This window comes from Leuconostoc citreum (assembly GCF_007954785.1).
Taxonomy (GTDB): domain Bacteria; phylum Bacillota; class Bacilli; order Lactobacillales; family Lactobacillaceae; genus Leuconostoc; species Leuconostoc citreum.
Genome location: NZ_CP042410.1, coordinates 1,176,073 through 1,202,158 on the forward strand (window position 1 = coordinate 1,176,073; position 26,086 = coordinate 1,202,158).

25 protein-coding genes are annotated in these 26,086 nt (G+C 39.7%); 6 read left to right on the forward strand and 19 right to left on the reverse strand.

Going from position 1 to position 26,086, the window contains the following annotated elements:
- Positions 1 to 3: 3 nt before the first annotated feature.
- The 13 genes from rsgA to pepV form a co-directional block, all read right to left on the reverse strand.
- Positions 4 to 909: a ribosome small subunit-dependent GTPase A gene (gene rsgA, locus FGL72_RS05820; RefSeq protein WP_085698818.1), complete on the reverse strand. Its 906-nt coding sequence runs from the start codon at positions 907 to 909 to the stop codon at positions 4 to 6.
- A 53-nt stretch (positions 910 to 962) separates the two neighbouring features.
- Positions 963 to 2,855, reverse strand: a complete 1,893-nt coding sequence (gene pknB / locus FGL72_RS05825) for a Stk1 family PASTA domain-containing Ser/Thr kinase (RefSeq protein WP_004904278.1) — start codon at positions 2,853 to 2,855, stop codon at positions 963 to 965.
- Between the two features lie 2 nt (positions 2,856 to 2,857).
- Positions 2,858 to 3,604, reverse strand: a complete 747-nt coding sequence (locus tag FGL72_RS05830; protein WP_004904279.1) for a protein phosphatase 2C domain-containing protein — start codon at positions 3,602 to 3,604, stop codon at positions 2,858 to 2,860.
- A gap of 30 nt (positions 3,605 to 3,634) precedes the next feature.
- On the reverse strand, positions 3,635 to 4,987 hold the full coding sequence (gene rsmB / locus FGL72_RS05835; RefSeq protein WP_040176687.1) for a 16S rRNA (cytosine(967)-C(5))-methyltransferase RsmB: 1,353 nt from the start codon (positions 4,985 to 4,987) through the stop codon (positions 3,635 to 3,637).
- Positions 4,977 to 5,948: a methionyl-tRNA formyltransferase gene (fmt, locus tag FGL72_RS05840; RefSeq protein ID WP_040176686.1), complete on the reverse strand. Its 972-nt coding sequence runs from the start codon at positions 5,946 to 5,948 to the stop codon at positions 4,977 to 4,979. The genes rsmB and fmt overlap by 11 nt, the downstream gene beginning before the upstream one ends.
- A 174-nt stretch (positions 5,949 to 6,122) precedes the next feature.
- Positions 6,123 to 8,543, reverse strand: coding sequence for a primosomal protein N' (gene priA, locus FGL72_RS05845; protein WP_085698815.1), 2,421 nt, complete (start codon positions 8,541 to 8,543; stop codon positions 6,123 to 6,125).
- 71 nt (positions 8,544 to 8,614) lie between these two features.
- The gene (gene yihA, locus FGL72_RS05850; RefSeq protein ID WP_004900535.1) at positions 8,615 to 9,199 is read right to left on the reverse strand and encodes a ribosome biogenesis GTP-binding protein YihA/YsxC; all 585 of its coding nucleotides are present in this window, start codon (positions 9,197 to 9,199) and stop codon (positions 8,615 to 8,617) included.
- 4 nt (positions 9,200 to 9,203) lie between these two features.
- Positions 9,204 to 10,451, reverse strand: coding sequence for an ATP-dependent Clp protease ATP-binding subunit ClpX (gene clpX / locus FGL72_RS05855; RefSeq protein ID WP_040176683.1), 1,248 nt, complete (start codon positions 10,449 to 10,451; stop codon positions 9,204 to 9,206).
- Between the two features lie 215 nt (positions 10,452 to 10,666).
- Positions 10,667 to 11,962, reverse strand: a complete 1,296-nt coding sequence (tig, locus tag FGL72_RS05860; protein WP_085698811.1) for a trigger factor — start codon at positions 11,960 to 11,962, stop codon at positions 10,667 to 10,669.
- A 56-nt stretch (positions 11,963 to 12,018) separates the two neighbouring features.
- Entirely contained in the window at positions 12,019 to 13,362 is a 1,344-nt protein-coding gene (locus tag FGL72_RS05865) for a cytosine permease (protein WP_004904286.1), read from the reverse strand.
- A 95-nt stretch (positions 13,363 to 13,457) separates the two neighbouring features.
- A complete protein-coding gene (locus FGL72_RS05870) occupies positions 13,458 to 14,234 on the reverse strand; it encodes an SDR family NAD(P)-dependent oxidoreductase (RefSeq protein ID WP_085698808.1) in 777 nt (258 codons plus the stop codon).
- Positions 14,235 to 14,367: 133 nt separating this feature from the next.
- On the reverse strand, positions 14,368 to 15,510 hold the full coding sequence (locus tag FGL72_RS05875) for a nicotinamide-nucleotide adenylyltransferase (RefSeq protein ID WP_085699288.1): 1,143 nt from the start codon (positions 15,508 to 15,510) through the stop codon (positions 14,368 to 14,370).
- A gap of 339 nt (positions 15,511 to 15,849) precedes the next feature.
- Entirely contained in the window at positions 15,850 to 17,265 is a 1,416-nt protein-coding gene (pepV, locus tag FGL72_RS05880) for a dipeptidase PepV (protein WP_085698805.1), read from the reverse strand.
- A 235-nt stretch (positions 17,266 to 17,500) separates the two neighbouring features.
- On the opposite strand from pepV, the gene FGL72_RS09755 reads away from it, so the two are divergent.
- Genes FGL72_RS09755 through FGL72_RS05890 form a run of 3 tightly spaced genes read left to right on the forward strand, consistent with a single transcriptional unit; the run spans position 17,501 to position 19,391 of the window.
- The gene (locus tag FGL72_RS09755; protein WP_004900552.1) at positions 17,501 to 17,662 is read left to right on the forward strand and encodes a hypothetical protein; all 162 of its coding nucleotides are present in this window, start codon (positions 17,501 to 17,503) and stop codon (positions 17,660 to 17,662) included.
- Between the two features lie 54 nt (positions 17,663 to 17,716).
- Positions 17,717 to 18,550 (forward strand): NAD(P)H-hydrate dehydratase, encoded by an 834-nt coding sequence (locus FGL72_RS05885; protein ID WP_085698803.1) that lies wholly within the window; start codon positions 17,717 to 17,719, stop codon positions 18,548 to 18,550.
- Between the two features lie 16 nt (positions 18,551 to 18,566).
- On the forward strand, positions 18,567 to 19,391 hold the full coding sequence (locus FGL72_RS05890) for an exodeoxyribonuclease III (RefSeq protein WP_004900556.1): 825 nt from the start codon (positions 18,567 to 18,569) through the stop codon (positions 19,389 to 19,391).
- Positions 19,392 to 19,429: 38 nt separating this feature from the next.
- Here the strand turns inward: FGL72_RS05890 and FGL72_RS05895 are convergent, their stop codons facing one another.
- The 3 genes from FGL72_RS05895 to tsaE are packed head-to-tail and all read right to left on the reverse strand — an operon-like array spanning position 19,430 to position 20,914.
- Positions 19,430 to 19,963, reverse strand: a complete 534-nt coding sequence (locus FGL72_RS05895) for a 3'-5' exonuclease (RefSeq protein WP_085698801.1) — start codon at positions 19,961 to 19,963, stop codon at positions 19,430 to 19,432.
- A 1-nt stretch (position 19,964) separates the two neighbouring features.
- Entirely contained in the window at positions 19,965 to 20,468 is a 504-nt protein-coding gene (locus tag FGL72_RS05900; protein WP_085698799.1) for a GNAT family N-acetyltransferase, read from the reverse strand.
- Entirely contained in the window at positions 20,465 to 20,914 is a 450-nt protein-coding gene (gene tsaE / locus FGL72_RS05905; protein WP_170167817.1) for a tRNA (adenosine(37)-N6)-threonylcarbamoyltransferase complex ATPase subunit type 1 TsaE, read from the reverse strand. Before tsaE ends, FGL72_RS05900 begins: the two co-directional genes overlap by 4 nt.
- A 72-nt stretch (positions 20,915 to 20,986) precedes the next feature.
- Between tsaE and pncB the strand changes: the two genes are divergently transcribed.
- The 3 genes from pncB to FGL72_RS05920 are packed head-to-tail and all read left to right on the forward strand — an operon-like array spanning position 20,987 to position 23,889.
- Positions 20,987 to 22,336, forward strand: a complete 1,350-nt coding sequence (gene pncB, locus FGL72_RS05910) for a nicotinate phosphoribosyltransferase (protein WP_085698795.1) — start codon at positions 20,987 to 20,989, stop codon at positions 22,334 to 22,336.
- A 1-nt stretch (position 22,337) separates the two neighbouring features.
- Positions 22,338 to 23,165, forward strand: coding sequence for an ammonia-dependent NAD(+) synthetase (gene nadE / locus FGL72_RS05915; protein WP_004906445.1), 828 nt, complete (start codon positions 22,338 to 22,340; stop codon positions 23,163 to 23,165).
- A 34-nt stretch (positions 23,166 to 23,199) separates the two neighbouring features.
- Positions 23,200 to 23,889 (forward strand): MucBP domain-containing protein, encoded by a 690-nt coding sequence (locus tag FGL72_RS05920; RefSeq protein WP_004906446.1) that lies wholly within the window; start codon positions 23,200 to 23,202, stop codon positions 23,887 to 23,889.
- Positions 23,890 to 23,925: 36 nt separating this feature from the next.
- Here the strand turns inward: FGL72_RS05920 and FGL72_RS05925 are convergent, their stop codons facing one another.
- From FGL72_RS05925 to rsmD, 3 genes are read right to left on the reverse strand one after another with little or no spacing between them, the layout of a single operon-like run.
- Positions 23,926 to 25,008 (reverse strand): SepM family pheromone-processing serine protease, encoded by a 1,083-nt coding sequence (locus FGL72_RS05925; protein ID WP_004908953.1) that lies wholly within the window; start codon positions 25,006 to 25,008, stop codon positions 23,926 to 23,928.
- Positions 25,008 to 25,484, reverse strand: a complete 477-nt coding sequence (gene coaD / locus FGL72_RS05930; RefSeq protein WP_004903085.1) for a pantetheine-phosphate adenylyltransferase — start codon at positions 25,482 to 25,484, stop codon at positions 25,008 to 25,010. Before coaD ends, FGL72_RS05925 begins: the two co-directional genes overlap by 1 nt.
- Before the next feature lie 16 nt (positions 25,485 to 25,500).
- Positions 25,501 to 26,061 carry a 16S rRNA (guanine(966)-N(2))-methyltransferase RsmD gene (gene rsmD / locus FGL72_RS05935; RefSeq protein WP_036058562.1) on the reverse strand — a complete coding sequence of 187 codons (561 nt, stop codon included), beginning with the start codon at positions 26,059 to 26,061 and terminating at the stop codon, positions 25,501 to 25,503.
- Positions 26,062 to 26,086: the final 25 nt, after the last annotated feature.

A 26,086-nucleotide genomic window follows, 5' to 3' on the forward strand; every position in this document is an offset into this window, starting at 1 on the left:
TTCCTAAAAATTCCGATTATCTGTTTTGTATTTTGGCTTTTGCGATTTGATTAATTCGTAGAACGCCTTGTAACTATTATACCGTGATTCGGGTATTGCGCCAAGAGAGACGGCTTCTTTCACAGCACAAGCAGGCTCATTTAAATGTAAGCAACCACGAAAACGACAGCCATCGCGTACCGCCACAAATTCTGGAAAGTAGTCATCTAATGCCTCCGCTGGAAAATCAAATACCTCGTATGATGAAAATCCAGGCGTATCAGCAATTAAGGCATCGTTAACTTTAATTAGCGTAACTTGACGCGTAGTATGTTTACCACGGCTCAGTGCTTTTGAAACGATACCGGTCTCTAAACCTAATTTAGGCGATAATTGGTTGAGTAGGGTCGATTTTCCAGCGCCAGTCTGCCCCATAAATACTGATACTCGCCCGTCCAAAAGGCTTTGTAGCGCTTGACGTGCAACAACATTATTGTTGCTTGCTGGCAAAAGAACAGTATACCCAATTTGACGATAGTCCTCAGCAATTGTTGTTATTGCCGCGTAAGCCTCGTCAGTTAACAAATCAGCTTTTGAAAAATAAATGACCGGCTTTACATGTGCAGCTTCTAAAGCCACCAATTGTCTGTCCAATAAATTCGCAGCAAAATTTGGCTCTTTTAGCGCAGTGACAATCACAGCAATATCAATATTTGCAATTGGCGGCCTCACTAAAGCGTTGATGCGCGGATAAATTTTCCAAATTAACCCGTCATCATTCTCACTTTCGAAATCAACGAAGTCACCCACAATTGGCTTTTGACCTGATTTTCTAAATTCCCCACGCGCCCGCGTACGCTGAATTTTACCTTTGTCTGTTTCTATATCATAATAACCGCTCAACGAGCGAATAATGCGTCCTTTTTCCATATATTTATTGTAACAAAAAAAGCCGATATTAATCGACTTTCATTAACGATATACTAGTTTTTATGACTGCTGTCACTACTACTTGCTGAACTAGAGCTACTTTTTGATGCGTCACTACTACTTGATGATGAACTAACACTAGACGACGAACTACTATCTGTTTGTGGGCCACGAGAGATTGTTACCAGCAAAACCATATCTTTTGTAATATTAGAGCCACCGCGAATTGATTGGCTAATGACGTAATCTTTTTTAGTTGTGCCATCGTACTGCGTGTTGAAATTCACAACAATATCGTGTTGTGACGCCCAGTCTTGCACTTGTTGTTGTGTTGCTTTATTTGTAAAATCTGGTACTGTGACTTTAGCTGCACCAGTTGAAACGGTAAACACAACTGTCGTTGATGTCGGATCAACTTTTCCGTCGGCATCAACAGATTGTGACATAATCTTACCTTCAGCCACATCATCAGATGCGCTATCCTGTTTATTCACCGTATAGCCCTGTGCTCTTAATTGTGCTGCTGTCATCGCATAATCTGAGCCAACATAGTCACCAAAACGTACTTTAGCACGACCAGAAGAAATAATGAGGTTAATGGTATCGCCCTTTTTGGCTTCTGATCCGCTCTTAGGACTTGTTCTAACCACATTTCCCTTATCAACTGTCGTTGAAGTCGTTGAACTGACACTGCCCACTGTCAAACCAGCTTTCTGCAATTTGTTCGTTGCACTATCCTGCGTCAGATTGGTTACATCAGGCACGACCAATTTACTGGATTGATAATTTAAAAACATCACAACCAATGTGCCCAAGATGACTACGCCCAAAATGGCCCACGGCCATTTTGGCGCTTTACGAAATTTAATGCCATTTTCTTTCAATACTTGACGGACATAACTTGGGGTGCGATCAACCATTTTAGCAATACTTTTAACCGCATATCCCTTTTTACCATGCTCGATAATCGCATCTTTAATCGATGGCTCTTCTGGCGCGTCATCAGGTAAGGATTTATCGGACGAAACACCAGTTTTTAATTGATCCTGAATTTGCGCCATCGGTATGATTCGTGTCTCATCAGTGGTTTCAGACATCGGCGCAAATCGTTCTTCATCAGATCTTCTTGGTGATAGTGCCGTACTCAAATCATCTGACATCGCAGCTGCACTGCTATAACGATCTTGTGGTCGTTTGGCTGTTGCTTTGAGTATGACATTTTCAAGTGCCTGTGGGATACGTGGATCAAAATCGCGCACAGAAGGCATGTCTTCTGTAGCATGTTTCATCGCAACAGCGACAGGTGTATCGCCTTCATACGGGACTTGTTTAGTCAGCATCTCATAAAGCATGACGCCAAGTGCATAAATATCTGACTTAGTAGAAGCCATGCCACCACGTGTCTGTTCGGGTGACAAATAGTGAACTGAGCCAATAACTGTATTGGTTTGCGTCATATTTTGCAGTGACTTAGCAACAGCTATACCAAAATCAGTAATTTTGACCTGCCCAGCATCATTGATTAGAATATTTTGTGGTTTAAGGTCACGATGAATAATATCAGCAGCGTGGGCGGCTTGAACGGCACTTAAAATCTGTGTCATAATGTCAACGACTTGCTGATAAGGAATTGGAAAATTATCGGTAATGAATGTTTTTAAATCCATCCCCTCAACATATTCCATCACCAAATACTGTGTCCCTTCATATTCACCAGTATCATAGACTTGCACAATATTATCATGCACAAGCTCTGTTGCAGCAATTGCTTCACGTTTAAAACGCTTAGCCAGATTGGTATCGTCTTTCATATCCAATCGCATCATTTTAAATGTCACGTGGCGATTAAGAAACTTATCATAAGCCAAGTAAACATTGGCCATGCCCCCGCCACCAAGCGACTTGATAATTTTATAACGATTGTCTATCACTGTATCTGGTAACATAGTTAGTTTGTATCCTTTTCGTCATCACGGCTAACAAGTAGTGCAGTGACATTGTCTGGTGCGCCTTGCTGATTGGCGGACGCAATTAATTTTTTTGCACGCAAATCAAGCGATATTTTTTCTTGCATAATGCGTTTAATGTTGGTATTGCTTAATACTTTAGTAATACCATCTGAAGTTAAAAAGAGCATATCTTTTTGCAAAAATGGATGTTGATCTATCTCAATATTTGTCTGATCATCAACACCAAGAAAGCGCGTGACACTATCACCATTTGGCAGTTCCTCTGCCGCTTTTTTGGTAATTGTCCCTGCTCGTAACAATTCATTTCTTAAATTATGATCAAAAGAAATTTGTTTTAATCTATTTTTGTGTAGTAAGAATGCTTTAGAGTCACCGAGATTACCAATTATTATCTGGTCATCAAAAATAACGGCCAAAACTAAGGTGGTTGCCATCCTATTCAAGTCTTCATAACGTTGACTAGCTGCTAAAATAACATCATTGACATAGACTGCTGTCTCTTTTAGCCAAGTACTAATTGCTAGCATGCTATTACATGTCGTTTGTTCCCAAGCATGACCAAAATGCTCAACAGCCATAGCGCTTGCAACATCGCCCCCTTCAGTTGAAGTAACCCCATCAGCTACCATAACCATGACACGATTAACTTGATTTGTAAAAGCCCCAACGTAATCTTGATTCTCTTGTCGTTTAATTCCCGAATCAGTGTGAAATGCGATTTGCATAAACTACCTTATCTTTTTAATACATACTATTTACTGAACTGTTTTCTTTTTGAGTGTAGCGACAAAAAAGCCATCTGTATGATAATCATTAGGATAAATATGTAATACTGTTTCCTGTCGGTTTGATTTCAAGGCTTTGTTTGTCATTGTTGGTACCAATTCGAAATCAGTGTGTTTTGATAAAAAGCGTGCAATCACATCATCATTTTCTTGTCGTAAAATGGTGCATGTGCTGTAAACTATCATACCATTGTCGGCAACATTTTGGCTAACTGAATCCAAAATCTCCCCTTGTAAGCTTGCTAAATTCATAACATCTTCTAATGTTTTATCATAGCGAATTTCTGGCTTACGACGCAATAAACCAAAACCGGAACAAGGCGCATCGACCAAAATACGATCAAACTTTGTTGTCAATTGGTTGGCAGTTTGGCGCGCATCTAAAACTTGCGCTGTTATTTTGTCTGACACATGTAGTCGCTTAGCATTAGCCTCAATTAGGCGAATCTTATGTGCATGAATATCGAGTGCTGTAATTGTTGCATCGTCAGCAATATACTGTGCAATTTGTGTTGTTTTGCCACCAGGTGCAGCTGCTGCATCCAAAACAGTCTTAACCTGCGTTGTAATTTGTAAAGCCTCAACAGGTAACATGGCACTTTCATCTTGCAACGTCAATAGGCCATCTTGATAGGCCTTTGACCCTGCTACGTGCCCACCAGTAACAACATAAGCATGATCAGCAACCTTAGATTTCACAAAAGTAAAATGCTCATCTAACAGTGCTTGCTCTACCGCTTCGTCAGTTGAAAGTACCGTATTGACCCGAATTGCTTGGGCAGGAGCGTCATTAATTGAGCCAATTATTTGACGTGTCTTTGCTTCGCCGTTTTGTTCAACTAGCGTTTCAATTAACCAGACGGGCAAACTAGCCTCGACAGACAAACGTTGAATAGGGTTTTGGATTGCATTAATATCTGGCAACCCTTGTCGACTAATATTATGCAGAATGGCAGTAACAAACTTTGCTGTACCAATATGACCAAGTGTCTTAGCTACTTCAATTGATTCATTAAAAATCGCATGTTGCGGTATTTTATCTAAATATTGTAACTGAAACAGTGCTGTATAAAGTAATTCTCGCACCCATGGTTCAATCTTTTTTTGCTTAATAAACGACGTTAACCAGTAATCAAATGTGAGGCGATGCTGAATGACACCATAGACTAAAGTTGTTAAAAGGCGCTTATCTGAGTCATTCAGCGCATGTTTTTTAATGACTTGATTTAGTTGTAGATTAGAGTATGCACCGTTTTTAATTTTGGCTAGTGTCTGTACTGCCAAAACACGAGGGTTATTACTGTATACGCGTTTATCGCTCATTTTTAATTTTCTCCGCCCATGGCTGGCCTACAACATATGCTTTGCCAGCACCATTGAGATAGGCTTGAATCGGCATTTCTGATTTTCCAGCTGGTTGTAATCTTAGCACCCGCAACACCGTATGATTGGCAGCGGCTATTTTTAATTCTTTTTTATTTTTCTCAACAACATAGCCTGCTGGCTGCGTGGTTGTTTCGTCAAGTGGTTGAACCTGAGTAATTTTTATTCTTTGACCAGCAACTTGAACATAAGCAGGATGTGTTGGATAGAGACCTCGCACATGCCAATCAAGCTGTTTTGCCGTTTCAACTTCAAAATTCAAGTTTTGCTTATCATGTGGAATATTGGGTGAAAAAGTCACATCGTCAATCGCTTGTTTAACAGGTGAAATATTACCTGCCACTATTTTAGGTAATGTTGCTAGCAATAAATCACGTCCAGCAAGACTTAACTTGTCAAACATTGTGCCAACATTATCAGTTGACGTTATTGGTACTTTGACAACATCAATAACATCCCCCGCATCCATTTCTTTCACCATATACATAATCGAAACACCTGTTTCATTATCGCCATTCATAATAGCGTAGTGTACTGGTGCACCACCACGATATTTCGGTAATAAGGAAGCATGCGTATTAACAGCCGCTATCTGAGCTGCCGCTAGTAATTTAGTTGGCAAGAATTGCCCAAAGGCTGCTGTAATAATAAAATCCGGTTGCCAGTTAATAATTTGCGCCATTTCACTTGAACCGGCAATTTTTTCAGGTTGTAGCACAGGCAATTTGTGAGCTAAAGCGGCAACTTTAACTGGACTTGGTGTCAAAATATGTTTACGGCCCTGTGGACGATCCGGTTGTGTTACGACGGCTAAGACATCATAATTGTCATCCGCCACTAATGCTTCTAAAATTGGTACTGCAAATTGCGGTGTCCCCATTAGTACAACAGTATGTGTCATATATGCCTCTTTTCTCACTTAATACTAACTTTATCTACTGCGCTCAGCGATAGATCATACGATGCCTCGCTAATTAATATTTAAACCACATAGCGCGTTTTAATCCAACAAAAAACACCCGTTAAACCGAGTATCTTAATTACCATTATATCATATAATATTGTAATCTATTTGTCACAAAAAAGAAACAGGGTCACGATCTACACTTAATTGCAAATCATCTTTTGCTTTTTGCGCACGGTTATAAAGTGTCGTCAACAAAACATCCATCTCATCGCGTTGTTTGAATTTTAAAATAATTTGAAAATAGTAGCGATTACGTAATTTCGCAATTGGTTTGGGTGACGGCCCTAAGATAATTACATCATTACTAGCACGCGATTTTAACCAGCGTACTATCTGAAACATTTGCTTAGCTATCGTATTTTCATCTGTGTGGCTAGCCTGAATTTGTATCGTATAAAAATAAGGCGCATAGTTTCCGGCATGACGAACAGCCATTTCTTGCTGATAAAAACCTTCATAATCATGGTTTTTAGCATAAGCAATTGCGTAGTGTGTTGGGTTAAACGTTTGCACAAATACTTTACCCGCTTTTTTTGCACGACCTGCACGGCCACTCACCTGTGTTAATAACTGAAAAGTGCGCTCACTTGCATGAAAATCAGGTAGTCCCAATGCTGTATCCGCGTTTAAAACGCCAACAAGTGTGACATTTGCAAAGTCCAGACCCTTGGCAATCATCTGCGTCCCCAATAAAATGTCGGCTTCATGTTGGCCAAAACGTGTCAACATTTTGGTCATGCTGCCTTTCTTACGGGTTGTGTCTTGATCCATGCGTATAACGCGTGCCTGCGGTAATAGTGTCGCTAACTCAGCTTCAACTTTTTCTGTTCCTGTACCATAATAACGAATACGTTTAGAGCCACAGTGCGCACATTGCGTTGGAATTGCTTCTTCATGCCCACAATAGTGACATTTTAAAGTCTTGGTATCCATATGTAAAGTCATCGCCAAATTACAATTAGGGTCTCGCGGAACGTAGCCACAATCACGACACATCACAAAACTAGAATACCCCCGACGATTTAACATTAAAATGGCTTGTTCGCCGCGCGCAAGACAGTCATTCAATGCCTGGCGCAGCTGATCTGAAAAATTTGTTTCTGGGCCAGCAGCTAAAGTCTCTTTCATGTCGATAATTTCGACTTGTGGCAAGCGCGCCCCCACTGCAGCGCGGTTGGTTAATTGACACAAGGCATAGACCCCCCGTTGTGCACGTGCACGGGTTTCAAGTGAAGGTGTTGCTGATCCTAATACAACCGGAATACGATGATATTCACCACGCCAAAGTGCCACATCACGTGCATTGTAACGCGGATTATCGCTTTGTTTATAAGTCGTTTCATGTTCTTCGTCAACAATAATCAAACCCAAATGTCGTAACGGTGCAAAAACTGCTGAGCGTGCACCGACAACAATTTTCACATCATCACGTTCAATACGACGCCATTCATCATAACGTTCACCATCTGATAAACCTGAGTGTAAAACAGCTGTTTGCGCACCAAAACGTGACTTCACACGCTGCACCATTTGTGGCGTTAAAGCAATTTCTGGCACCAAAAATAATATGGTTTTTCCCTGATTATAAACATGTTGCGCTGCCTGCAAGTAAACTTCTGTTTTACCGGAACCCGTGATCCCTTCGAGTAAAAATGGTTGATATTGCCCTTCATCTGCAGCATGTATAATGGCTTCAAAAGCAGACTGCTGTTCACTATTGAGTGCCAGCGGACTAGTAGGCCCAACAGCAACCGTTGCTAGAGGGTCACGTAATTGTTCAATCCGTGTCTTCGTTAGCCATTGATGCGTTACAGCATGATTTAGAACAGCATCATGAACTGCAAGTTGCGCTTGAAGATCACGCTTAGACCATTTCTCGCCCATATGACCTAAAATAAACGTCAATAATTGCCGTTGTTTTTTTGCATTTGTTTTTAACGCTTGATATTCATTTTCCAAAAATTCAATATCAGCAGACATTTGATAAGCCAATTGTGTTTTGATATTGGCTTTGTTATTAACTTTAACAGTAACTTCAATTTTCCCTGCACGTCTGAGTCGTGTTATTTTTTCAATGTCTTCAGTTGTCCATTCACGTGCCTGATAAGTTACTTGGTCTAACCCTTTAAATAAACGTTGCTGTGTATCATCGTCAACCTCATCTATCAATGTCAAAATACGCTCATAAGAAGCTTTTAATGCATTGGGAAGCATCGTTTGAAGAATTGTTATGCGAAAAGCAAATGTCTCCGCAGCCAAATAATCAGATAACCGTAGTAGTTCTTCATTTAATACAGGAGTTAAATCAAGTATATGCGTGATCGTTTTTAGTTGTTGTACTGGTACATCGGTATCGGATACGAGGGCAATAACAAAACCCATCACATGACGTCCACCAAACGGGACATCAACGCGCATACCTGCTTGTATGATACCAACCATGTTGTCTGGGACTTGATATGTGTAGGGTTGGTTTGTTTGCATTGTTGGCACATCAACAATGATTTGTGCAAATTGCTTGTTACTCATATTTTTATTGTATCAGACGTGTCTATAAAATGCCGTTTAAAGCAATTAAAAAAAACCAACAAGTGTTGGCTTTACATATGTGCAGTTATCCATTCCCAGACAGAATCTCTACCATACTTTGTTTCTGATGAAAAGAACAAGAAATCACTGGCTGACGAATCAAACCCTAGTTGCTTTTTAATGTTATTTTCATATTTATTAAATTTACTTTTAGAGATTTTATCCGATTTTGTTGCAACAACTAAGATTGGAATATTATAGTAATGTAACCACTCGTACATGGCAACATCATCTTCACTTGGATCATGGCGAGCATCCACCAGACTAATGACGCCACGCAATTGCTTGCGGCTTGTAATGTACTCTTCAATCATGTTACCAAAGGCTTCACGTTGTTTCTTAGATACTTTAGCATAACCATATCCTGGCACATCAACAAAATACAATTGATTTTCAACATCATAAAAATTTAACGTTTGCGTCTTTCCTGGCTGAGAAGATGTTCGTGCAAAATTTTTGCGTTGAATTAGTGTATTTGTTAATGATGATTTACCAACATTTGATCTCCCGACTAAAGCAATTTCAGGTTTGCCATCTGTCGGATACTGCGCTGCGGAGACAGCACTCATCACCATCTCAACATTATTCACATTCATAATGTTAACCTACCTTTTTCAAATGCAACTCAGGCGCGATACCATTTTGTACACTAGCTTTTGTTATAATAACTTTTTCAACATCATCTCTGCTTGGAATGTCGAACATAATATCTTTCATAACAGATTCAATAATCGATCGCAAACCACGAGCACCTGTATGACGCTTAATAGCTAACTCGGCCATTGCTTCTAATGCTTCAGGTTGAAAGACAAGCTCAACATCATCAAGACCTAGTAATGCTGTATATTGTTTAATCAGCGCATTTTTTGGTTCAGTCAATATCCTAGTTAAATCGTCTACTTTAAGTTCATCCAACACAGTCACAATTGGCAAGCGACCAATAAACTCAGGAATTAAACCAAACTTAGTCATATCTTCTGGTTGTACATGTTCTAGGATATTTTCAGAATCTAAAGCGACGGCATTATCGTTCGCATCTGATCCAAAACCAATGACACGCTCACCAAGACGTTCTTTAATAATTGTATCAATACCAGCAAACGCACCACCAACAATGAATAAGATATTCGTGGTATCGACTTGGATTAATTCTTGTTGTGGATGCTTACGACCACCTTGTGGTGGTACGCTGGCATTTGTTCCCTCAAGCAACTTAAGCAAAGCTTGTTGAACCCCTTCGCCAGAAACATCGCGAGTAATCGAGACATTCTCAGATTTTTTAGCAATTTTATCAATTTCATCAATGTAAATAATGCCATGTTGTGCCGCTTCAATATCAAAATTAGCTGACTGCAATAGCTTTAAAATAATATTTTCAACATCTTCACCAACATAACCGGCTTCAGTCAAAGTTGTTGCATCCGCAATTGCAAATGGCACATTTAAAATACGTGCTAGGCTTTGCGCTAAGTATGTTTTTCCTGATCCAGTTGGGCCAATTAAAGCAATATTTGATTTTTGTAATTCAACATCTGTTGTTGGCGAAACATTTTCATTAATACGCTTATAGTGGTTGTAAACTGCAACGGCTAATGTTTTTTTGGCGTCTTCTTGTCCAATCACATAATCATTAAGCTCTGCCACAATTTGATGTGGTGTTGGCAAAGATAACACTTGTGCTGCTTGGTCCACAGTTAGTTCTTCATTAATAATATTTTGAGCAAGTGCAACACACTCATTGCAAATGAAAACATCATTTGGACCAGCCACAATCTTTTTAACTTCGTTTGATGATTTACCACAAAAACTGCAGTAAATTTCTTCTTCAAATTCTGGTGTCTGCGCCATAATCCATCCTTAAATAATCTTTTTAGTAGATAACTAATAATTAAATACTATTACATTTTACCAGATTGCACTAAAATATACTGAAAAATTATTCCAGTATCGTATGCAACCATGCCTACTGTAAAGTAATCAGTATAACACAGTGACATATAACTTGAAAAATATAGTGATTAACAGAGGCAAAATAAAAAAGCCTGACGGCCTTTTTAACAAAATTACTTTGCCTTTGCTGAGTCAGTAATCTTCTTGATTACTTCACGCATTGCAATATCATGCTTTAATAATGAATCTGATAATGATGAACGCACTTGTTCAGCATCCATGTTATATTGTGTTGCCAAGTTGTTAATTTCTTCAGTAACTTGTTCTGCTGATGGCTCAATCCCTTCAGCCTTAACAATGGCTTCAAGCACCAAGTTTGTCTTAACACGTGTAGCGGCACCTTCTTCGAATTGCTTATGCAAATCTTCTTCAGTTTGGCCTGAAATTTGGAAGAACATTTCACGTGAAATACCTTGTTGTTGTAGTTGTCCCAAATATTGATCAACTTGACGATGAACGTCTTCTTCAATCATTGCCTCTGGAATAGTATCTCCATCAACACTTGCATTATCAACAGCCTTTGTAATAACTGCATCTTCAAAGGCTGACTTAGCTGCAGCTTCTTTGTCATCAGCTAGCTTCTTAGCAGTCTTTTCTTTTAATTCTGCTAATGTTTCAACTTCTTCATCAACATCCTTAGCAAATTCATCATCTAATTCTGGCAATTCCTTGCGCTTCAATTCATGAATTTTAACTTCGAACAATGCTTCTTTTCCTGCAAGATCGGCTGCTTGATAATCTTCTGGGAAAGTAACCTTAACTTCAACGTCTTCACCAGCTGTGTGGCCGACAAGTTGTTCTTCAAATCCAGGAATAAATTGTCCTGAGCCAAGTGCCAATGAAAAGTCGTTGGCTTGACCACCATCAAAATGGTCACCGTCAACAGAGCCATCAAAATCAATAACTACTGTATCACCGTCTTCAGCTTTAACTGACTCTTCTTGCAAAACTAATTCTGCTTGACCATCTTGCAAGCGCTTAATTTCAGCATCGACATCTGCGTCAGACACAGCTGTGTCTTCTGCTGCAACTTCTAGGTTCAAATATTCTCCCAGCTTAATTGCTGGCGCAGTTGTTACTTCAGCCTTCAATGTCCAAGCTTCACCCTTATTCATTGAAACTGGTTCAATGTTAGGACGACCAACTGGCGTGATACCGGCTTCTTCAACAGCTGCTTCATAAGCAGCTGGCAACACAATATCCATTGCTTCTTGGTACAAAGCTTCTTCGCCAAACTTTGAGAAGAACAATGCCTTAGTTACTTTACCCTTACGAAATCCAGGGATAGAAACTTGGTTTTTGTTGCGTTGGAATGCTTTTTCCAACCCTTCTTCAACTTGTGTGCGTGAAATTTCAAATTCTAAAGTGCCTTGGTTCTTTTGATCCGCAGCTGGTGTCCAGTTAGACATTGTCAGTCCTCCAAATGTTTTAAATACTTACTAATTTTATCTTAAAAGCTACTAAATCACAACATTTTTGTCATTTTTTTAGAAAGAAGATAATAAATAATTCCTGCAAAAATCATTGTCAGCCAATTTGATCCGACCGTTCCAACAATAAACGGCACATTTTGAAGACCAATATAAAATAATATACTGATAACCCAAACACCATAGGCGCTAAGATTTACCCCATTTGTGTACCAATATATTGTACGTTTATCGAAAGCTGTGACATCATATTGTCGTCGTCGAACAAAGTAGAAATCAACAACCAAAATCGCAATTTCCGGTCCCAAAATCATACCAATGAGATCTAAAAATTTGATAAAGGTATCAATAAAACCACCCGCAAACAATGGGATAAAACTCATTAACGTAGCGACCAATGTGACTAGCCACAAACTAGTCGTTAATTTAAAGCGTGGCAACATGTTGTTTAATGCTGAACCAGCTGCCATTAAATTCACGGCATTAGCGGTTGTTGATGTCAACATGATAACAACTAGCGCGAGTATCCCTAGCCCTAATCTTGCGGCAATCGTTGAGGGATCAGAGGCGTTCGGGTCGAAAGCACTTTCCGATACTGCTGCAGCGATTGTTGTCAACGTCCCAACAATCGCAAACCAATAAACGCCAATTGTCGCTCCCAAAAAAGGTGCCCAGGTTGCTGCTGATTTTTTTGAAGCAAACCGTGTAAAATCAGCCCCTGCCGTTACCCAGGCAAGATTAAAGGCAGCAAATATATCCAGCGCTTTACCAAAGGGCAATATATGATGATCTGGCACCTGCCATTTGGCAATAGCTGTCAATGGTACTTCGCGTAGCACAATGCTTGTTTCCCAAATAACCAACAAAATGACTAAAACAATGCCAATGCGCTCAATCAGCCGAATAGACCGTTGCCCCAACGAAATAGACATCACATGCAGTAATCCCATAACAATGACACCAATAATGATACCTTTCATACCAGCCGGCTTAAATTGTTGTTTACCAAAAATAGCTGCTAACAAATAACTGACAGAAATAGCCGCAATATACGTGTTAACAGCTGCCCAACCCATGAACTGAATCACATTAATGAATGACGGTCCCAACGAGCCCTTGACACCAAAAACTGGACGCATTAAACGCATAGTCGATGATTTTGTTATAAAGCCGATATAACCTACTAGCGCTAAAAACAAATATGCAATCGGCCCTGAAATAAAAATGACCATCAGTGCCCCAACTAATCCAAGCGCCGCTAAAACACCACCTACATACCACGTACCATTATTAGCATTAGCACCAATCCAAGTGGCAAGCTGATCCCAAAAACCCATATTTGTCGTTTTTTCTACACTCACACGCTCTTTATTGTCCACCCGTATTTTCTCCTATCATTGTCCACTCAGATTTTATGATAGCAAAAAACGTTCACCTCGGCAAACGTTCGTTCGTGTTCTATTAAACCACTTTGTTATTGAAATTTAATGCCACCATCGACTGCTAATGATTGTCCCGTAATATAATCCCCTTGATCAGAAACTAAGAACGACACATATTTTGCAATGTCTTCTGGCTCCTCACCACGCCCCAAAAGAATGCCATCGATAAATGACTGACGGGTTGCCCCAAGTGGCACATTTTTACGCTCAGCGAAGCGCGCATCAATTTCATCCCACATTGGTGTTAACACAATGCCTGGGTTATAGGCATTCACACGGATATGGTCAGCTGCCAGTTCTTTTGCAGCAGCTTGCACCAAGCCTCGTGTCGCAAATTTTGTGGCAGAATACACACCAAGCAGCTCAAAGCCCTCCATACCTGCAATAGAAGATGCCAGAATAATATTACCACCCGCCGAGCCATTTTTTCTCATTGCTGATGGTGCAGCTTGTAACGCCCAAATCTGAGACTTCAAGTTAATATTCAACACATTGTCAACTTCAGCTTCTGGTGTTTCTTCAATACTATCCACCCAATCAATCCCAGCATTAGCGACAAACACATCTAATCGACCATAGGTCGTCATCGCAAACTGAACCATATCGATATTGACTTGGCGACTTTGTACGTCACCAACGAAGCTCACAGCTTGACCCCCTTGGGCAGTAATATGTGCAACGACACTATCAAGCTTGTTTTTTGTTCTACCATTCACAATAACCGCATAACCATCATGCGCCAATCGCTCTGCAATACCAGCTCCTATACCTTGACCACCGCCCGTTACAATTGCTACTTTATCTGACATGCTACTTCACCTTTCTTAATTGTGATTTTTATAACAACTTTATTTTATACCTTTCTTTTTCAATAAACAAGTGATTAAAATCACAATTTAATATAAAAAAATAAACACATTTAATGTATGCTTTTTTTACAAATTAAATGTGTTTAATATTAAACCCAGTACGGGATTGGATTGCATCTAATGCTTGTAAATAACGAGCGTAATAACCATAAGGATCATCAGCATCGCCTTTGGCATCAAGTAACACAACTTTATCCATAAAGCCATAATGTTCAATGACTTTCATCAATTCACGATGAAAAGCCCAGCGTGAATCTTGGTCAGCATTGGCCATATTTCGAAAACCATCATCAACATAAGGTGTAACTGGTGGAATAACCAGAATTAAATCAATCAGCTCTTCACAAATCGTATTATCAAATAACGGTTGTAGTTGCGCACTGTCTGATTTGTTCAGCCACATATCTGCATAAACCTTAGTCACCATCGCATCAGTGTCGAAAATGGTTAAACCATTATTTGCTGGCGAATTAATTTCTCTTGAATTGGCATCATACTGACCTTGAATCAAACGAATATAATCTTTGACAATCAATTCATCATCGCTGACATTCGATCGTTCTTGATATTCACGTGCATATTCCTCAGAAAACGGCGAATTACTCGTTCTGGCCAAGCGACGAACTAATGTTGATTTACCAGTTGATGCAGAACCCATCACTGTCACTTTTTTAGTAAAATGACGACGAAATACACGATTAATATAATCCCAATTACCAATTGGATCTTTTCTAATGTCTGTTGCAGAAATTTTTAAGACCGTACGATCCATTAAGCTCACTTTAAATTGACGCGTCTGTGGTAATCTTTTTTCTAACTCTGCCTTATATTCTGCTTCACCAGTATAAAAAGTAATTTGGGCCTCTGGATTAACAATATTACGCTTCACCGTATCAACTAAGATGTTCGTCCACTCATCCCATCCCGCAGGCATCTGAGGAATATTATCTTCGTTAATATAATCGACTTTAATCGCTGTTTCATCGCTAAAAGCTTCCCTTAAATATCTGAATCTTTTTTCAACTGAAAGTCCCATTTGGTCACCACGATCACCTGTGTAGCCTGATGCAATCACAACAACCCCATCATTCAAGGCAGATGCCTTATAAATCTCGGCTTGATGACCTACGTGCATTGGCGCTAATGTACCAAAAAAAACACCAATATTGTCACCTTCAAGATCATCTTTGTAAAGATTTCCAGCAAAAGTTCTCATGTTCATCATGTACTTCTGTCGTTCATAGCCTTTGCTATAACGTTTCCGTACCCTCACTTTCCTTCAATTACGATAATTCGTCCTTATTGCTATAAGGTTGTTTCTAATTATACCAAGTTACCACACAAAATACCTAATCATTAAAGAAAAACTGTTAAGTAGCCTGCTTTAATTCATCTAAGTTGGTATGCCATGCAGTAACTCGAAAGGTTACGCTAAGAAAACCCTAAATCTGAGTTAGGTCACATTTACGTAGAAAACACAAGAAATCAATGTGCCTATCGTACTTGTTAACTTAGCAAAAAAGTGATGGTGCCCAATTAGCACCATCACTTTTTATTAATCAATAGCAGTCAATTCAGCAATTGCTTGCGCATAAATGGCAATTGATCGATACAAATCATCAAGTAACGCAAACTCATTAACCTGATGCATTGTATCTGGCGAATCAGGGAACAGCGCCCCAAACGCAACACCACGCGCCATCAAACGACCATAAGTCCCGCCACCAATAACCTGATCGTGAGCTGGTAATCCAGTTTGTTCATGATAGACACGCAATAATGTATCGACAACCGGATCAGTTGGTGATACATAATGTGGCACCTGTGCATGTCCCCCAACTGTTGGTACGACATCCCAGTCACCTAATTGTGAGGCTAAACCAGTGACAATCTCATCCGGTGTAATCCCTTTAGGATAGCGAAAATTAAAGTTAATAAATGCTTCCTCACCATCAACAAATTTTTGAATACCCACATTCATTGACAATGGCCCCATCACGTCATCGGTATAATTCACACCAAATTTCTGACCAATCGTATCCTGATGTGCTGGTGTCCCTAAATATGTTAAGAATGATTTAGCTGTACCGCCAAATGCAAAGTTTTGCAAAAAGTGCGCTAAATAGGTGCCGGCATTTTCGCCAGTTTCAGGCATAGCACCGTGAACCTGCTTGCCATTTACTACAAAATGCATCTCATCCCCATTCGTTTCGATAGCACCTGAAATTTGTGGATTCGCGGCCAAAAACTTTTCAAATTCAGCAGTCAGGTTATCAACTTGCGCTGATTTAACGGTCGCACGTGCAATACCTGGTACCATGTTAGTGCGTAGCCCAGCTTCAAAAGTCACCAACGTCTCTGTACCGATATTATTTGCTTGACTTTTAAGCTCAACCTGTACATTCCCTTTTTCACCATTAATAATTGGATATTCAGCATCTGGTGAAAAACCAAAGATTGGGGCAGGCTCAACTTCAAAGTAACGTGTCATACCTAGCCAATCATTTTCTTCGTCTGTTCCAAAAATCAAACGTACACGACGCTTTAGTGGCACATCAAGTTCAGCTAAAATTTTGAAGGCATAATAAGCAGCCATCCCCGGACCTTTATCATCTGAGGCGCCGCGAGCGATAATCTTATCTTCAGTCACGACAGGTTCAAATGGTGCAGTCTCCCATCCCTCACCAGCAGGCATCACATCAACGTGAGACAAGATTGCAACGTAATCTTTGGCATCTTTGGGACCAATTTCAATATAACCAACAATATTATCAATATTTTTGGTCGTAAAACCGTCACGTTCGGCCAAACGTAACATGGCCAATAACGCTTCTTTAGGTCCAGGTCCTAAAGGCGCATCTGCACTGGCTTGTGTGTCGTCACGGACAGATTCTATTGCTAAAAGATGTTTTAAATCATTAATAAAACTAGTTTGACGGGTTTGAGCTTCTTTTTTCCAATCTATTGTCATATTATTCTAAGTAACCTTTCACTATATTTATAATTTTATTATACTGTTTGTCACAATTATAGCAAATTTTCATTTACGGGCATTAACCACCAGCATGCAGACAAAATCACCGTCCAATCATGCAGTTTGTAAATCAATAGACAATCCTTTACAATGAAAGTATATACAGCGTCATCTTTTGGTTACGTTACTATAACGAACCAATCACTATAAACAAAAGATAGGCTATTCAATCATGAAAAAATCAGATCTTTATATGGTAATTATTGCGATTATATTAATGTTTATTTCTTTGACTAGTTGGGTACTTAACCAGTCAAACTTGGCAATTCTAAGTGCCAATTTTGGCGTCGTTTTACTTGTGGTTATGATGCTTTGGCAGCATCGCGAGTCATAATTCACTTGATTGCGTGAAATGTGCTACCTAAAATGACTTACGAGGTGTTAAGTTATGAAACAACTGTCAGAAAAAATCCTATATCAAGTGATTACGCCACGTCCAGCACAATCACATAAAGGTACATTTGGTCGCGTATTGATTATTGGTGGTACAGCAGAGTTTGGTGGTGCTGTTATTATGAATGCCATGGCAGCTGTTTATGCTGGTGCTGGTCTAGTGACTGTAGCGACTGATACCGCTAATTTTACGGCACTACATAGCCATTTACCAGAAGCAATGGTCGTTGATTTCAATCAAGACCTCACGACGCTAATACAAAATAATGATGTTATTTTAATCGGTTCGGGCTTAGGAGATCGTTTAGACATCTTACAGGCAACTTTTCGGGCTGTCTTTCCAAAACAGATTTTAATTGTCGATGGCTCAGCATTAACTTTATTAGCCGAAAACCACATTAACTTACCACACGCACGTCTCGTTTTAACCCCCCATCAAATGGAATGGCAACGTATAACAGGTATTTCAATTGCACAACAAGCGTTTGAAGCCTTTAACGTACTTGGACGAGACCGCCTCAAGCAGATGCCTATTGTTGTTTTAAAACAGCACCATACCCAGATTTATACATCAAAGGATATATATGAATTACCAATAGGTGGTCCTTATCAAGCTACTGGCGGCATGGGTGACACACTAGCAGGTATTATTGCTGGTTTTGCCGCCCAATTTTTTCTCGCCTCACTTTCTGATGTTGTCTTAGCCGCTGTCTATAGTCACTCTGCTATTGCAGATGAGCTGGCCGAAACACAATACATTGTTTTACCAACGCAAATCAGCCAGCAGCTGCCAAAGTTTATGAAGCATTACGCTGTTACAAAACCATAAAAAGGATTTCAACAATATGCAACTCATCTCATGGAATATCGACTCAATCAATGCCGCCGTAGAGCACAAATCAGCCCGTGGTGAAATGACTTGGGACGTTCTCAACCAAATTGCCGCACGTCAACCCGACATTTTTGCTATTCAAGAAACAAAATTAAAAGCTGTTGGCTTAACTAAAAAGCAGGCACAAACAATCACTGACCTCTTCCCTGATTATCATATCTATACGAATTCTAGCACCGCGCGTTCTGGTTACTCGGGCACTATGATGTTATCACGTCAAGAGCCGCTATCTGTAGATTATCCCATCATCAATGCCCCGGGTGATATGGACTTAGAAGGCCGTATTATCACATTAGAATTTGAGAATTATTATGTGTCTACTGTTTATACGCCTAATTCAGGATCCGGATTAGCGCGACTAGAAGAGCGTGGCGCTTGGGATGATGCGTATCGTGCATATATTCAAGCATTAGATGCTCAAAAGCCTGTTATTTTCAGTGGTGATATGAATGTTGCCCATGAAGAAATTGACCTCAAAAATCCGAAAACTAACCATAATTCTGCCGGTTTCACAGATCAAGAGCGTGAAAAATTTAGTGCCTTATTAAGGGCTGGATTTACGGATACAATGCGTTCTCAATATCCTGACCAGACTGGCCTCTATACATGGTGGGCACAAATTAGTAAGACAAGTAAAATTAATAATTCTGGTTGGCGAATCGATTATTATCTAGTAAGTGAAAGATTGGCACCGAAAGTCAAAACAACCGCAGTCATTGATACCGGATTACGTCAAGATCATGCCCCTATTACTTTAGAAATAACTATAAATAAGTAAAAACAAATAACGCATTGCACTATAATTCGTGCAATGCGTTATTTGTTTTTGACAAAACGTTTTAAACTCTCTACACCAAAATGATCTGCTTCATAAATTAAAATATTAGCCGCTGCAACAGCATCATCGAGTGCATTATGATGATGATCAAGTGTGATGCCTAAATTTTGAGCAACTGTATTCAACTTATGATTCTTAAAGTCAGGAAATAATTGACGACTACTACGAACTGTGTCTAATAACATATAGTGTGGCTCTGCTATGTCATAATAATCTAAAGTACCCTTCAAAATACCATTATCAAACGCTGCATTATGAGCAACTACCAACTTATCTTCCGTAAAAAGTGGGGCAATCATATCCCAAACCTCTGGAAATTTCGGGGCTTGTGCCACATCAGCAGCCGTAATGCCATGAATAGCAGTATTTCTAGCGCTAAAATAAGTTTCCGGCTTAATCAAACTGTAAAATTCATCAACAACCTGGTTATCACGCACAACCGCAAGCGCAATTGACACAGCCGAATGTTTTTCATGATTGGCGGTTTCAAAGTCTAATGCAGTAAAATTCATATCAGCTTTCCTTATCTTCCAGTATTTTAATCATTCTTTGCAATGTTGTCTCTCGGCCATTAGGTAACGTTAATTGACGAGGCACCCCTTGTATCATAAATTCAAATTTACGATAAATATGCACAGCTGGCTGATTATCTGTCTGCACATCCAACCAGACAGATGCTAGGCCCACGTGGCTAGCCCAATCCAATAAGGTGTTCATGAGTTCTTGACCCAAACCTGCACCTTGGAATTGTTTTAAAATAGCCATACCCAGCTCGCCATTATCAATAGATCCCATACCTACGGGCAAACGACTATCTGCTTGCTCAGCTATTAGTAGTAAGGTTATTGCTGGTGTATCAACCACTTCTGTTCTTGAATAACCATCACGTATGCCACCAATCATAAAGGTATCTGTCTCTGACATCAATTGTTGAATAAGCGCCTGCCATTGTGAGGCAAGCGCTAAGTTTGCTACTTCGACCTCAAAAGTTATCGGTTGTGTCATGTCAAATGTCATAGTTTGTCCTCAATAGCAGCCGCTTGACCTAAACCAGTTACTTTGATAAGACGCTCATCATCAGTCACACCACGTGACAATGTGATGTCTAGCCGATTGTTTGGTAACAAGTCAGACATATACTGTGGCCATTCGATTAGTGTTACCCCATCTGTACCAATATAATCCTCAAATCCTTGATCTTCTGCCCCTGTTTCTTCTAAGCGGTAAGCATCAAAATGGTAGATCGGTATCTGATGACTTTGATACGTATTCATAATATTAAATGTTGGGCTTTTAACCCGAGCTGTCACACCTAATTTTTGGGCAAAACCTTGTGTAAAAGTTGTTTTACCAGCACCTAAATCACCAGTTAAAGTAATCACTAAACCTGGATAAACTGATTGTGCAACAAGGGCTGCCAATTTTTGGGTTTCTATTGTATTATGCATCAAGAATTCTTTCATGTGTTCATTATAACACGGCTTTTAGGTCTTATTTTTGCTATAATGAGTTTAATCTTCTTAAAGGACAGAACTATGGTATATCCAGACGATTCATTAACTTTACATACTGATCTCTATCAAATCAATATGATTTATACTTATTGGCAAACTGGCATTGATCAACAGCCGGTTGTTTTCGAGGCTTATTTTAGAAATAAGCCTTTTAACAATGGTTATGTTATTTTTGCTGGTTTAGAACATACAATCACTTATTTAAAAAAAATCAAATTTAGTGCGAGTGACCTTGATTATCTCCGCTCACTTAATCTTTACACGGCAGCATTTTTAGAATATTTGGCCCAGTGGCGTTTCACTGCAACATTACGTGCGCCACATGAAGGTGAAGTGATGTTTGATCATGAACCACTGTTACAAGTTGAAGGACCACTAGTTGATGCCCAGCTACTTGAAACAGCATTACTCAACATAATTAATTTTCAAACACTCATTGCAACTAAAGCTTCACGCATTGTCTCTGCTGCTAAGGGAGAACCTTTACTTGAGTTTGGTACAAGGCGCGCACAAGAACTAGACGCTGCCCTTTGGGGGACAAGAGCTGCATATATTGGTGGTTTTAATGCAACCTCAAATGTCCGTGCTGGTAAGCTTTTCAATCTCCCTGTATCAGGTACGCATGCGCACGCGTTAGTACAAGCATATAAAAACGACTATGATGCCTTTACTGCATATGCTAAAACACATCACAACGTGGTCTTTTTGGTTGACACATTTGACACTTTAAAATCTGGTGTACCAAATGCAATCAAAGTGGCACGCGAGTTTGGTGACAAGATTAATTTTCAAGGCGTTCGAATCGACTCAGGTGATATGGTTGGCTTGTCACAAACAATTCGTCAAGAATTAGATAAAGCTGGTTTCCCCAACGCCAAAATTTATGCTTCAAATGACCTAGATGAATATGCCATTACAAATTTGAAAAAGCAAAACGCAAAAATTGACGTGTGGGGTGTTGGTACAAAATTAATTACCGCTTTTGATCAACCTGCCTTGGGTGCTGTTTATAAAATGGTCAGCATCTCTGGGGATAATACCATTAAATTGTCGGATGATGACGAAAAAATATCTACCCCCGGTAAAAAGCAAATTTGGCGAACTGACACAGGTGATATGCTTACGCTGTTTGACGAACAAGGTGTCGGACGGCCTATTTTGCAAGATATTTTTGTTCACGGTAAGCAAATTTATCAAATACCAACAGCACAAGCAGTACAGCGTTACGCCAAGGACAGCTTATCAGCCATTCCTGCGCCTTTCAAACGCATCGATTCACCAGAAAAATATTCAGTATCACTCTCAAAACGTCTAATCGAAGCCAAAAACACAACGATTCAACACGTTAAAAATATGATTAAGGAGTTTTAATATGCGATCATTACAAGCAAAAATTATTGCCACCTTGCACGTTCAACCAATCATTGATCCTAAACAGGAAATTAGCAGATCCGTTGATTTTCTTAAGCAATATTTGCGCCTTAACCCACAGTACCAGAGCTACGTCATTGCCGTTTCTGGTGGGCAAGATTCAACCTTAGCAGGTAAATTGGCCCAAATTGCTATTCAAGAACTTAATAGCGAAAATCATTTGCAGCAATATGAACTAATTGCTGTACGCCAACCGTATGGCGAACAACGTGACGAAGCTGACGCACAAGCAGCGTTAGCTTTTATCGAACCAAACCAAGTCATTACGACAAATATTAAAACTGCCACTGACGCCATGACAACTGCTTTGCGAACAAGTGGTTTGGCCGTTGATGACATGAGTCGTGGCTCTATTAAGCCTAAAATGCGTATGATTGCACAATATGCTGTTGCACGAGAACACCAAGGTGTCGTTATTGGAACGGATCATGCTGCTGAAGCCTTTGCTGGTTTCTTTACAAAATATGGTGATGGTGGCACAGATATTAATCCATTATGGCGTTTAAATAAACGTCAAGGCCGTCAGATGTTAGCTGCTCTTCAAGCACCACATTCACTATACGAAAAAGTTCCCACTGCCGACCTTGAAGATGAGCGTCCGCAATTAGCTGATGAAGCAGCTTTAGGTGTCAGTTACGACGACATTGATGATTACTTGGAAGGTAAAGTAATTGCTGAGCATGCTGCTAAAACAATTGAAAACTTATATTTAGCAAGTGAACAAAAACGTCATGAGCCGGTAACAATATATGACACATGGTTTTATTAATTATTTGGTATAATGAGCTCAGAGGTTTAAATTCATGACAACTGAAGCACCCGTTTGGGTTTATTACGAAAATATTGCAACCAAAGAACAGTTACAAACACCGGTAAGACTTGACGGCCATATCGGCGCGCAATATCTGATTGAAACACCAGATATCGCAGACTTCACATATGTCGATAATTCTGGTAATTTAACCGGTGTCTTTGGTAATTTACCACAAGCATTACATCTTTATTATCGTCCTGCTACATGGCGCGCTGTTCATCGCGTTATGATGTACATTAAAGTTAATTTTGATGTGATTGCTTTTAGTGAGCCTGAAGACAATGCTGAACCCGCAGCTACACTCACTACTGGCACTTACTGGGCAACATCATTACGAGCGATTTCTGCCAATGGTCAATTCTGGTATCAAATTGGAGATCATGCTTGGCTACCCTACAATGACAGTCAAATGATATTATCAGATACTGCACCGACTGCAGAGAATATTAATTATATTAATGATCAGGCTATTGAAAATAACCAACCAAATGCTCTCGTAAATTTCTTACCAGGACAATCAACAGAAGTTTTTTCTGAACCTTATGGCATTCCTGTTGGTAGCGTTCTTGATGGCGACTTTGTGGCTATTGCAAAAGAAGAACATCATGACAATGGGATTGTTTGGTATAAACTCGCTGACCTTGGTTGGATTAACAGCCTCTATATTGATAAGTTATAAAAAAGGATTGCCCTTAGGCAATCCTTTTTTATAACTTTAGTTAACAGTTTGAATTATTTTACCTGTCTCTAAATAATTCACAGCATCATCAAAGGTTCTTACTGGTACTACCTTCACATTTGGTGCATACTTTTTTGCAGTTTGTCGTGCGAGCTGGTAGTTGGTTTGATGTTTTTCCTCATACTTCAATATTTCAGCGTTGGGCGCTACATAAGGTGCAAAAAATACGGTTGACCCTGCTGCCTTAGCAGCCATAACCTTTTTATCAATACCGCCGATTTCGCCTACATATCCGTTAGCGTTCATTGTGCCTGTTCCAGAAATGTTACGCCCACGTGATAATTTATCACCTGTTAATTGATCATAAATTTGCAAGGTAAACATCAGCCCACCAGACGGGCCGCCAATTTGTCCAGGGTCTACAGTAACCGTTGGCGTTGTTTTTACCGTAACATTATCTGTCAAAATAATGCCGATGCCTGATCGACCATTTGGATATTCAGATGATTTGCTACTTGCCAACTTAATGGTATCCCCAGATGTATTGCCGGCCTTACCATCACGTAAATAATCGATTTGCACCTTAATGTCTTTTGGTTTATTCGCCAAGTATTTAATAAACCCATCGGCATTTTCAAAATGGTGCCCATCAATGGCTGTAATGGTATCGCCAACTTGAATTGACTTTTTAAAATGGGAGTCTTTAGTCACATTAAGAACATAAATACCTTGATATGTTGTCGTAATTGGCTGGTTTGCTTTTTTAAAAGCAACCTGTTCAGCACTGGCAATGGCACTTTGCATATAAAAATTTTGTACCTTGGCAAATACTGCTGAACTTTCACCACCAGTTACATCGGCTGTTTTGGCAAAAGATAGGTGTGGATTAATCAAAGTCTGTAGATAGCCTAGTCCATTAGCTTTGGACAAATAAACCGAGGTAATGTTATAACGCCCTTTGCTATTATCTGTCTTCCCATCAATTTTGACAAATTGTGCTAAGTTATCAGCTTGCCCTGGCGCTTCAATATAACCATCAATAGGCCATAATAAGCCACCGATACCTATGACAACAAAAACAGCCGCAATTGCGGCAATAATTTTACTTTTTTTTCGCATTAATTTAACCGTTCCTTTAAAGCATCAACGACTACTTTAGGAACAAACTTCGCCATATTATCAGCGCCCATGCTCCCTATTTCTTTAACCATTGAACTTGAAATATTTTGATTCTCGGGTTTAGCCAATAATAAAATCGTTTCAACATCAGCCAATGCACTATTGACACCAGCAATATCTCGCTCATATTCAAAGTCCTTACTATTGCGTAACCCCCGCACAATAAAACGTGCCCCAATTTCGGCCATAAACTGTACGGTTAAGCCATGCATAATGGCTACTTCAACATTTGGCAAATCAGACACCACTTCAGAAATTAGCGCAAGTTTTTCTTCAGGTGTAAATAAAGCTTTTTTTCCTGTATTATAGCCGACACCGACCACGACTTTATCAAACATCAGACTAGCACGTTCAATGATATCTAAATGTCCATTCGTTAGTGGATCAAAGCTGCCTGGAAATAGTGCGATACTCATGAAAAATCCCCTTCTATTAGTCCTTTGCTTGATAGCGATAAATTGTTACAACGGTTATCCCATAATGCTTTTGTTGTATAATCATAAAATTCTGATCTTCTTGTGGCAAATTAGCATCATCATCACTCTCGACAAGAATGATTGCTTGTGGCGCTAACAACTGATTTTCTGCCATGTAACGCATATCACCCCGCAAGGTTTCCTTTGCATAGGGTGGGTCTAAAAATACCAAATCAAACTGTTGCCGCGCCAGCGCAAATTTTTCAAGCGCTTGCTTTGCTGGTGATTTAATTACTGTAAAAGCAGCGATATCATGTGTTTTTTCAATATTATTTTGAATCACTTTAATTGCTTGAAATTGACGGTCAACTAATGTGGCATGTGCCATCCCACGTGAAACTGCCTCAATACTCAATCCGCCTGTACCGGCATATAGGTCTAATACCTCGCCACCATTCAAATATGGTGTTAACATGCTGAACATCGCTTCTTTAACCTTGTCAGTTGTTGGTCGTGTTTTATCGCCAGAAACAGCGTCTAAACGCGTACCCCGAAAACGTCCCGATACTACTCGCATAACTATTTGTGCCATGGCTGAATAG

Bases quoted from the DNA above. Each gene is read 5' to 3' on its own strand.
- rsgA (WP_085698818.1), bottom strand. From the start codon at position 909: ATGGAAAAAGGACGCATTATTCGCTCGTTGAGCGGTTATTATGATATA.
- pknB (WP_004904278.1), bottom strand. From the start codon at position 2,855: ATGTTACCAGATACAGTGATAGACAATCGTTATAAAATTATCAAGTCG.
- FGL72_RS05830 (WP_004904279.1), bottom strand. From the start codon at position 3,604: ATGCAAATCGCATTTCACACTGATTCGGGAATTAAACGACAAGAGAAT.
- rsmB (WP_040176687.1), bottom strand. From the start codon at position 4,987: ATGAGCGATAAACGCGTATACAGTAATAACCCTCGTGTTTTGGCAGTA.
- fmt (WP_040176686.1), bottom strand. From the start codon at position 5,948: ATGACACATACTGTTGTACTAATGGGGACACCGCAATTTGCAGTACCA.
- priA (WP_085698815.1), bottom strand. From the start codon at position 8,543: ATGAGTAACAAGCAATTTGCACAAATCATTGTTGATGTGCCAACAATG.
- yihA (WP_004900535.1), bottom strand. From the start codon at position 9,199: ATGAATGTGAATAATGTTGAGATGGTGATGAGTGCTGTCTCCGCAGCG.
- clpX (WP_040176683.1), bottom strand. From the start codon at position 10,451: ATGGCGCAGACACCAGAATTTGAAGAAGAAATTTACTGCAGTTTTTGT.
- tig (WP_085698811.1), bottom strand. From the start codon at position 11,962: ATGTCTAACTGGACACCAGCTGCGGATCAAAAGAACCAAGGCACTTTA.
- FGL72_RS05870 (WP_085698808.1), bottom strand. From the start codon at position 14,234: ATGTCAGATAAAGTAGCAATTGTAACGGGCGGTGGTCAAGGTATAGGA.
- FGL72_RS05875 (WP_085699288.1), bottom strand. From the start codon at position 15,510: ATGAGAACTTTTGCTGGAAATCTTTACAAAGATGATCTTGAAGGTGAC.
- pepV (WP_085698805.1), bottom strand. From the start codon at position 17,265: ATGACAATAGATTGGAAAAAAGAAGCTCAAACCCGTCAAACTAGTTTT.
- FGL72_RS09755 (WP_004900552.1), top strand. From the start codon at position 17,501: ATGAAAAAATCAGATCTTTATATGGTAATTATTGCGATTATATTAATG.
- FGL72_RS05885 (WP_085698803.1), top strand. From the start codon at position 17,717: ATGAAACAACTGTCAGAAAAAATCCTATATCAAGTGATTACGCCACGT.
- FGL72_RS05890 (WP_004900556.1), top strand. From the start codon at position 18,567: ATGCAACTCATCTCATGGAATATCGACTCAATCAATGCCGCCGTAGAG.
- FGL72_RS05895 (WP_085698801.1), bottom strand. From the start codon at position 19,963: ATGAATTTTACTGCATTAGACTTTGAAACCGCCAATCATGAAAAACAT.
- FGL72_RS05900 (WP_085698799.1), bottom strand. From the start codon at position 20,468: ATGACATTTGACATGACACAACCGATAACTTTTGAGGTCGAAGTAGCA.
- tsaE (WP_170167817.1), bottom strand. From the start codon at position 20,914: ATGAAAGAATTCTTGATGCATAATACAATAGAAACCCAAAAATTGGCA.
- pncB (WP_085698795.1), top strand. From the start codon at position 20,987: ATGGTATATCCAGACGATTCATTAACTTTACATACTGATCTCTATCAA.
- nadE (WP_004906445.1), top strand. From the start codon at position 22,338: ATGCGATCATTACAAGCAAAAATTATTGCCACCTTGCACGTTCAACCA.
- FGL72_RS05920 (WP_004906446.1), top strand. From the start codon at position 23,200: ATGACAACTGAAGCACCCGTTTGGGTTTATTACGAAAATATTGCAACC.
- FGL72_RS05925 (WP_004908953.1), bottom strand. From the start codon at position 25,008: ATGCGAAAAAAAAGTAAAATTATTGCCGCAATTGCGGCTGTTTTTGTT.
- coaD (WP_004903085.1), bottom strand. From the start codon at position 25,484: ATGAGTATCGCACTATTTCCAGGCAGCTTTGATCCACTAACGAATGGA.
- rsmD (WP_036058562.1), bottom strand. From the start codon at position 26,061: ATGCGAGTAGTATCGGGACGTTTTCGGGGTACGCGTTTAGACGCTGTT.